Origin of the sequence: Allobosea sp. CER48, from assembly GCF_044752385.1 — a bacterium.
Taxonomy (GTDB): domain Bacteria; phylum Pseudomonadota; class Alphaproteobacteria; order Rhizobiales; family Beijerinckiaceae; genus Allobosea.
This window is the reverse complement of the sequence record NZ_JBIWYK010000211.1, coordinates 1-5453: the sequence shown is the minus strand read 5'-3', so window position 1 is coordinate 5453 and position 5453 is coordinate 1. Positions and strand designations below refer to the sequence as shown.

The window sequence follows — 5453 nt, the reverse complement described above, 5'->3', positions numbered from 1 at the left end:
TTCTGGTCGTCATCGATTTTCAGGTGCGGTTGATGCCGGCGATCCATGCCGGCGAGACGGTGCTGCTCAATGCCGGCAGGCTCGTCGAGGCGGCGCGGCTGCTCGATGTTTCCGTCGTGCTGACCGAGCAGAATCCGCGTGGCCTGGGCGTGACGGTACCGGAGCTGGCCGAAGCCGGCCCTGCCGTCACCAAGATGAGCTTCGATGCCTGCGGCGAGCCCGCCTTTCTCGAGGCCGTGGCGGGAGATCGCGAACTGGTGGTCTGCGGCTGCGAGGCGCATGTCTGCGTCGGCCAGACGGTGCTCAGCCTGCTGGCACATCGGCGGCGGGTGATCGTCGCCGCCGATGCGATCGGCTCACGGGCACCGGAATCGCGCGAGATCGCGATCAGCCGCATGGCGGCGCATGGCGCCGAGATCGTGACGACCGAGATGGTGCTGTTCGAATGGCTGCGGACGGCCGAGCATCCGCAGTTCCGTCCGGTATCGAGGATGATCCGCTAGCGGCTCGACTCGGCGGTCGGGGAAGCCGCGCTGTCAGAGCGGCTTCTTGATCGCCTTCGAAATCACGCCGACGATGCCCTCGCGGAAGAGCAGCACGCAGACCACGAAGACGATGCCCTGGACGACGGTGACCCAGGCGCCAAGCGTGGCGAGGTAGTTCTGCATCGCGACGATGACGATGGCGCCGACGATCGGCCCGAAGACCGTGCCGAGGCCGCCGACCAGCGTCATCAGAACGACCTCGCCGGACATCGACCAGTAGACGTCCGTCAGCGATGCCAGCTGGAATACGATCGCCTTGGTCGCGCCGGCGAGCCCGGCCAGCGTCGCGGAGAGCACGAAGACGGCGAGCTTGTACTGGTTGGCGCGGTAGCCGAGCGAGATGGCGCGGGGCTCGTTGTCGCGGATCGCCTTGCAGACCTGACCGAAGGGCGAGTGGATGATGCGGTAGATCAGCAGCAGGCCGGCCATGAAGATCGCCGCCACCAGCCAGTACAGCACGCGGTCGTCGGCGAGGCTGATCAGGCCGAGGAACTTGCCGCGCGGCACCGCCTGGATGCCGTCTTCGCCGCCGGTGAAGCGCGGCGTCTGCAGCGAGAAGAAGAACACCATCTGGGCGAGCGCCAGCGTGATCATCGCGAAATAGATGCCCTGGCGGCGGATGGCGAGCGCGCCGAAGACGGTGCCGAGCACCGCGGCGACGGCCGTGCCGAGCAGGATCGCCAGCTCGGGCGTCAGCCCCCAGTTCTTGGCGGTGTAGGCCGAGACATAGCTCGCCATGCCGAAATAGGCGGCGTGGCCGAAGGACAGGAGGCCGCCATAGCCAAGCAGGAGGTTGAAGGCGAGCGCGAACAGCGCGAAGCACAGGACCTTCATCACGAAGACGGGGTAGGCGACGAAGGGCGCGACCACGAGCACCGCGGCGATGGCGATGAACAGGTTGCGGTGCAGGCGCTCGGTTCCGCGATCGGTCTCGCCGATGGCGAGGCCGGCGGCAGGGGTGTCGGTCGAGGCAAGGTCGGTCATGTCTTTGTCCTTGCTCTGCGTCAGGCCGAGCGGCCGAACAGGCCGGCCGGCTTCACCAGCAGCACCAGCACCATGATGATGAAGATCACGGTCGCGGCCGCTTCCGGGTAGAACACCTTGGTCAGGCCCTCGATCAGCCCGAGCGAGAACCCGGTGACGATGGCGCCCATGATCGAGCCCATGCCGCCGATCACCACGACGGCGAAGACGACGATGATCAGGTCGCCGCCCATGTTCGGGTTGACCGAGTAGATCGGCGCGGCGAGTACGCCGGCGAAGGCCGCGAGAGCCACGCCGAAGCCGTAGGTCAGCGTCACCAGCAGCGGCACGTTGATGCCGAAGGCCTGGGTCAGGGTCGGGTTCTCGGTCGCGGCGCGCAGGTAGGCGCCGAGTTTGGTCTTCTCGATCAGGAACCAGGTGCCGAGGCAGACCACCAGCGAAGCGACGATCACCCAGCCGCGATAGTTCGGCAGGAACATGAAGCCGAGATTCTGGCCGCCCGCGAGCTGCGGCGGGATGGCATAGGGCAGGCCGGAGGAGCCGTAATAGTTGCGGAACAGGCCCTGGATGATCAGCGCCAGGCCGAAGGTCAGCAGCAGCCCGTAGAGATGGTCGAGATGGGCGATGCGCTTCAGCAGCAGCCGCTCGACCGCGATACCGGTCGCCCCGACGATGATCGGCGCCAGCAGCAAGGCCGCCCAGTAGTTGATGCCGAGATAGTTCAGGCACATCCAGGCCACGAAGGCACCCATCATGTACTGGGCGCCGTGGGTGAAGTTGATGATGTTGAGCAGCCCGAAGATCACCGCGAGCCCCAGGCTGAGGATCGCGTAGAACGAGCCGTTGATCAGGCCGAGAAGGACCTGGCCGAACAGCGCCTGGGGCGGGACACCGAGAAGTTCGAACATGCAGGACTCAGATCATCTGGATGTCTTCACGGACCTCGTTCGTCATTCCGGCTCGCATGTCGGCGGCCGGAATGACGCAGGAGGATTGGAAGCCCGGCCCGGCCGGGCTTCGGGCGCGGATCACTTGACGAGCGAGCAGCCGGTCTCGGCGAGCGGCTGGAAGGCCTGCTCCGCCGGCAGCACCGCGATCTGCTTGTAGTAGTCCCACGGGCCCTTCGATTCCGATGGCTTCTTGACCTCGTAGAGATACATGTCGTGCAGCTTGCGGCCGTTGACGCGGATCGAGCCCTTGCCGAAGATCGGGTCGTCGGTCGGCATCTCCTTCATCTTGGCCATGACGGTGGCGGCGTCCTTGCTCTTCGCCGCCTCGACCGCCTTGAGGTAGTGCAGCATGCCGGAATAGACGCCGGCCTGCACCATGCTCGGCTTCTTGCCGCCGTTGAGCTTGGCGAAGCGCTCCGACCAGGCGCGGGTCTGGTCGTCGCGATCCCAGTAGAAGGATTCAGTCAGCACGAGGCCCTGCGCCGCCTGCAGGCCGAGCGCGTTGACGTCGCTGATGAAGGTCAGCAGGCCGGCGAGCTTCTGGCCGCCCTGGGTGATGCCGAACTCGCTCGCCTGCTTGACCGAGTTGATCAGGTCGCCGCCGGCATTGGCGAGGCCGATGACCTTGGCCTTGGAGGCCTGTGCCTGCAGCAGGAAGGACGAGAAGTCGGTGCCGGGGAACGGCGTGCGCACCGCGCCGAGGACCTTGCCGCCGGCCTTCTGCACCACGGCGGAGGTGTCGCGCTCCAGCGCATGGCCGAAGGCGTAGTCCGCGGTCATGAAGAACCAGGTGTCGCCGCCGGCCTTCACCATGGCGCCGCCGGTGCCCTGGGCGAGAGCGTAGGTGTCGTAGGTCCAGTGGACCGTGTTGGGGCTGCAGGCCTTTCCGGTCAGGTCCGAGGTGCCGGCGCCGGAGTTGATGTGGATCTTGTTCTTTTCCTTTGTGATCTGGCTCACCGCCAGCGCGACCGAGGATGTCGGCACGTCGAGGATGAGGTCGACGCCGTCCTGGTCGTACCATTGCCGGGCGATGGTCGAGCCGACGTCGGGCTTGTTCTGGTGGTCGGCCGACACGATCTCGACCTTGATGCCCTTGTCGGCGGCCTTGAAGTCCTCCACCGCCATGCGCGCGGCGATGACCGAGCCCTCGCCCGAAAGGTCGGCATAGAGGCCGGAGCGGTCGTTCAATACACCGGCCTTGACGGCAAGCTGCTGGGCCAGTGCCGGGCTCGCCATCAGCGCGGCGAGCGCGGTCGTGGCCAGAATCGTCTTGAGCTTCATTGTCGTTCTCCCTGCTGAGGTTGTCGGCGTTTTCGCCGTGTTCTTGGCCGCACGTTGCCGGCGCTGCGCGCCGCGTCAGACGCCGAGATAGCGGTGCAGCTTGTCGATGTTGGCGTCGAGCTCGGCATTGGGGATCATGTCGATCACCTTGCCCTGTTCGACGACATAATGCCGGTCCGCCACCGTCTGGGCGAAGCGGAAGTTCTGCTCCACCAGGATGATGGTGAAGCCTTCCTGCTTCAGCTTCGCGATGGTCCGGCCGATCTGCTCGATGATCACCGGGGCGAGGCCCTCGGTCGGCTCGTCGAGCAGGAGCAGATGCGCGCCGGTGCGCAGGATGCGGCCGATCGCCAGCATCTGCTGCTCGCCGCCGGAGAGCTTGGTGCCCTGGCTCTTCAGCCGCTCCTTGATGTTCGGAAAGAGCGTGAAGATCGCGTCGAGCGAAAGCCCGCCGGGCCTGACCTGCGGCGGCAGCATCAGGTTCTCCTCGACCGAGAGCGAGGAGTAGATGCCGCGCTCCTCCGGCACGAAGCCGATGCCGAGCCGGGCGATGGCGCGCGAGGGCAGGCCGATGGTCTCGGTCCCTTCCAGCACGACCGAGCCCTTGCGCTTGCCGATCACGCCCATGATCGATTTCAGGGTCGTCGTCTTGCCGGCGCCGTTGCGCCCGAGCAGCGTCACCACCTCGCCCGGCGCGACGTCGAGGTCGATGCCGTGCAGAACATGGGATTCGCCGTACCAGGCCTCGAGCCCGCGCACCTTGAGCAGTGGCACGGTGCCGGTTGCGGCGGAGGGGGCTTTCGCAGCCTCAGTGATGGCCATGGCCGCCTCCCGAACCGATATAGGCCTCGACCACGCGCGGGTCCTTCGAGACGGTGGCGTAGTCGCCCTCGGCAAGCACCTGCCCGCGCGCAAGCACGGTGATGCGATCCGACAGCGAGGCGACGACCGAGAGGTTGTGCTCGACCATCAGGATGGTGCGGTTCTTCGAGACCTTGCGGATCAGTGCCTCGATGCGCTCGACATCCTCGCGGCCCATGCCCGCCATCGGCTCGTCGAGCAGCAGCATTTCAGGGTCGAGCGCCAGCGTCGTAGCGATCTCCAGCGCGCGCTTGCGGCCATAGGAGAGCTCCCCCGCCGTCAGCGACAGGAAAGGCGTGAGCCCGACCGCGTCGACGAGGCTCTTCGCCTCGTCATCGAGGGTCTTCAGTACTCGCTCCGACCGCCAGAAGTCGAACGAGTCGCCGCGCTTGCGCTGCAGTGCGATGCGGACATTGGTCAGCACCGAAAGCTGCGGAAACACCGCCGAGATCTGGAACGAGCGCACCAGCCCGAGCCGCGCGATCTCGGCCGGCTTCTCCCGCGTGATGTCGCGGCCGTTATAGGTGATCGTGCCCCGCGTAGGCGGGAGGAACTTGGTCAGCAGGTTGAAACAGGTTGTCTTGCCTGCACCGTTCGGCCCGATCAAAGCGTGGATCGAGCCGCGCCGGACCTGGAGGTCCACGCCGTTCACAGCTGTAAAGCCGGCAAATTCTTTGGTTAGACCTGACGTCGAAAGAATATTGTCCTCAGGCATGCCGATTGCCAGCCCTCATCAGCTTAGTCTTTCTTGCTTGTGCGGTTCCCCTTGCATGGCATGCTGCACCGCGCCGTGAACATAAGTCAACGTTCCGAGGGCTGGAAGGCAAGCCTC

At 65.9% G+C, this 5453-nt stretch carries 6 protein-coding genes; 1 reads left to right on the top strand and 5 read right to left on the bottom strand.

Features of this window, described 5'->3' with window-relative positions; genetic code table 11:
- Window positions 1–2: 2 nt before the first annotated feature.
- The gene (locus ACIPIA_RS09610) at window positions 3–503 is read left to right on the top strand and encodes an isochorismatase family protein (protein WP_400508918.1); all 501 of its coding nucleotides are present in this window, start codon (window positions 3–5) and stop codon (window positions 501–503) included.
- 33 nt (window positions 504–536) lie between these two features.
- Here ACIPIA_RS09610 and ACIPIA_RS09605 read toward each other — a convergent pair whose 3' ends face one another.
- From ACIPIA_RS09605 to ACIPIA_RS09585, 5 genes are all read right to left on the bottom strand, one after another.
- Complete coding sequence (locus tag ACIPIA_RS09605; RefSeq protein ID WP_400508917.1) at window positions 537–1529, bottom strand: branched-chain amino acid ABC transporter permease; 993 nt, start codon at window positions 1527–1529, stop codon at window positions 537–539.
- Window positions 1530–1549: 20 nt separating this feature from the next.
- Complete coding sequence (locus ACIPIA_RS09600; protein WP_400508915.1) at window positions 1550–2437, bottom strand: branched-chain amino acid ABC transporter permease; 888 nt, start codon at window positions 2435–2437, stop codon at window positions 1550–1552.
- 120 nt (window positions 2438–2557) lie between these two features.
- Window positions 2558–3760: an ABC transporter substrate-binding protein gene (locus ACIPIA_RS09595; RefSeq protein ID WP_400508913.1), complete on the bottom strand. Its 1203-nt coding sequence runs from the start codon at window positions 3758–3760 to the stop codon at window positions 2558–2560.
- A gap of 75 nt (window positions 3761–3835) precedes the next feature.
- The gene (locus ACIPIA_RS09590) at window positions 3836–4582 is read right to left on the bottom strand and encodes an ABC transporter ATP-binding protein (RefSeq protein WP_400508911.1); all 747 of its coding nucleotides are present in this window, start codon (window positions 4580–4582) and stop codon (window positions 3836–3838) included.
- On the bottom strand, window positions 4569–5336 hold the full coding sequence (locus ACIPIA_RS09585) for an ABC transporter ATP-binding protein (RefSeq protein ID WP_400508909.1): 768 nt from the start codon (window positions 5334–5336) through the stop codon (window positions 4569–4571). The genes ACIPIA_RS09590 and ACIPIA_RS09585 overlap by 14 nt, the downstream gene beginning before the upstream one ends.
- Window positions 5337–5453 lie beyond the last annotated feature (117 nt).

Bases quoted from the DNA above. Each gene is read 5' to 3' on its own strand.
- ACIPIA_RS09605 (WP_400508917.1), bottom strand. From the start codon at position 1,529: ATGACCGACCTTGCCTCGACCGACACCCCTGCCGCCGGCCTCGCCATC.
- ACIPIA_RS09600 (WP_400508915.1), bottom strand. From the start codon at position 2,437: ATGTTCGAACTTCTCGGTGTCCCGCCCCAGGCGCTGTTCGGCCAGGTC.
- ACIPIA_RS09595 (WP_400508913.1), bottom strand. From the start codon at position 3,760: ATGAAGCTCAAGACGATTCTGGCCACGACCGCGCTCGCCGCGCTGATG.
- ACIPIA_RS09590 (WP_400508911.1), bottom strand. From the start codon at position 4,582: ATGGCCATCACTGAGGCTGCGAAAGCCCCCTCCGCCGCAACCGGCACC.
- ACIPIA_RS09585 (WP_400508909.1), bottom strand. From the start codon at position 5,336: ATGCCTGAGGACAATATTCTTTCGACGTCAGGTCTAACCAAAGAATTT.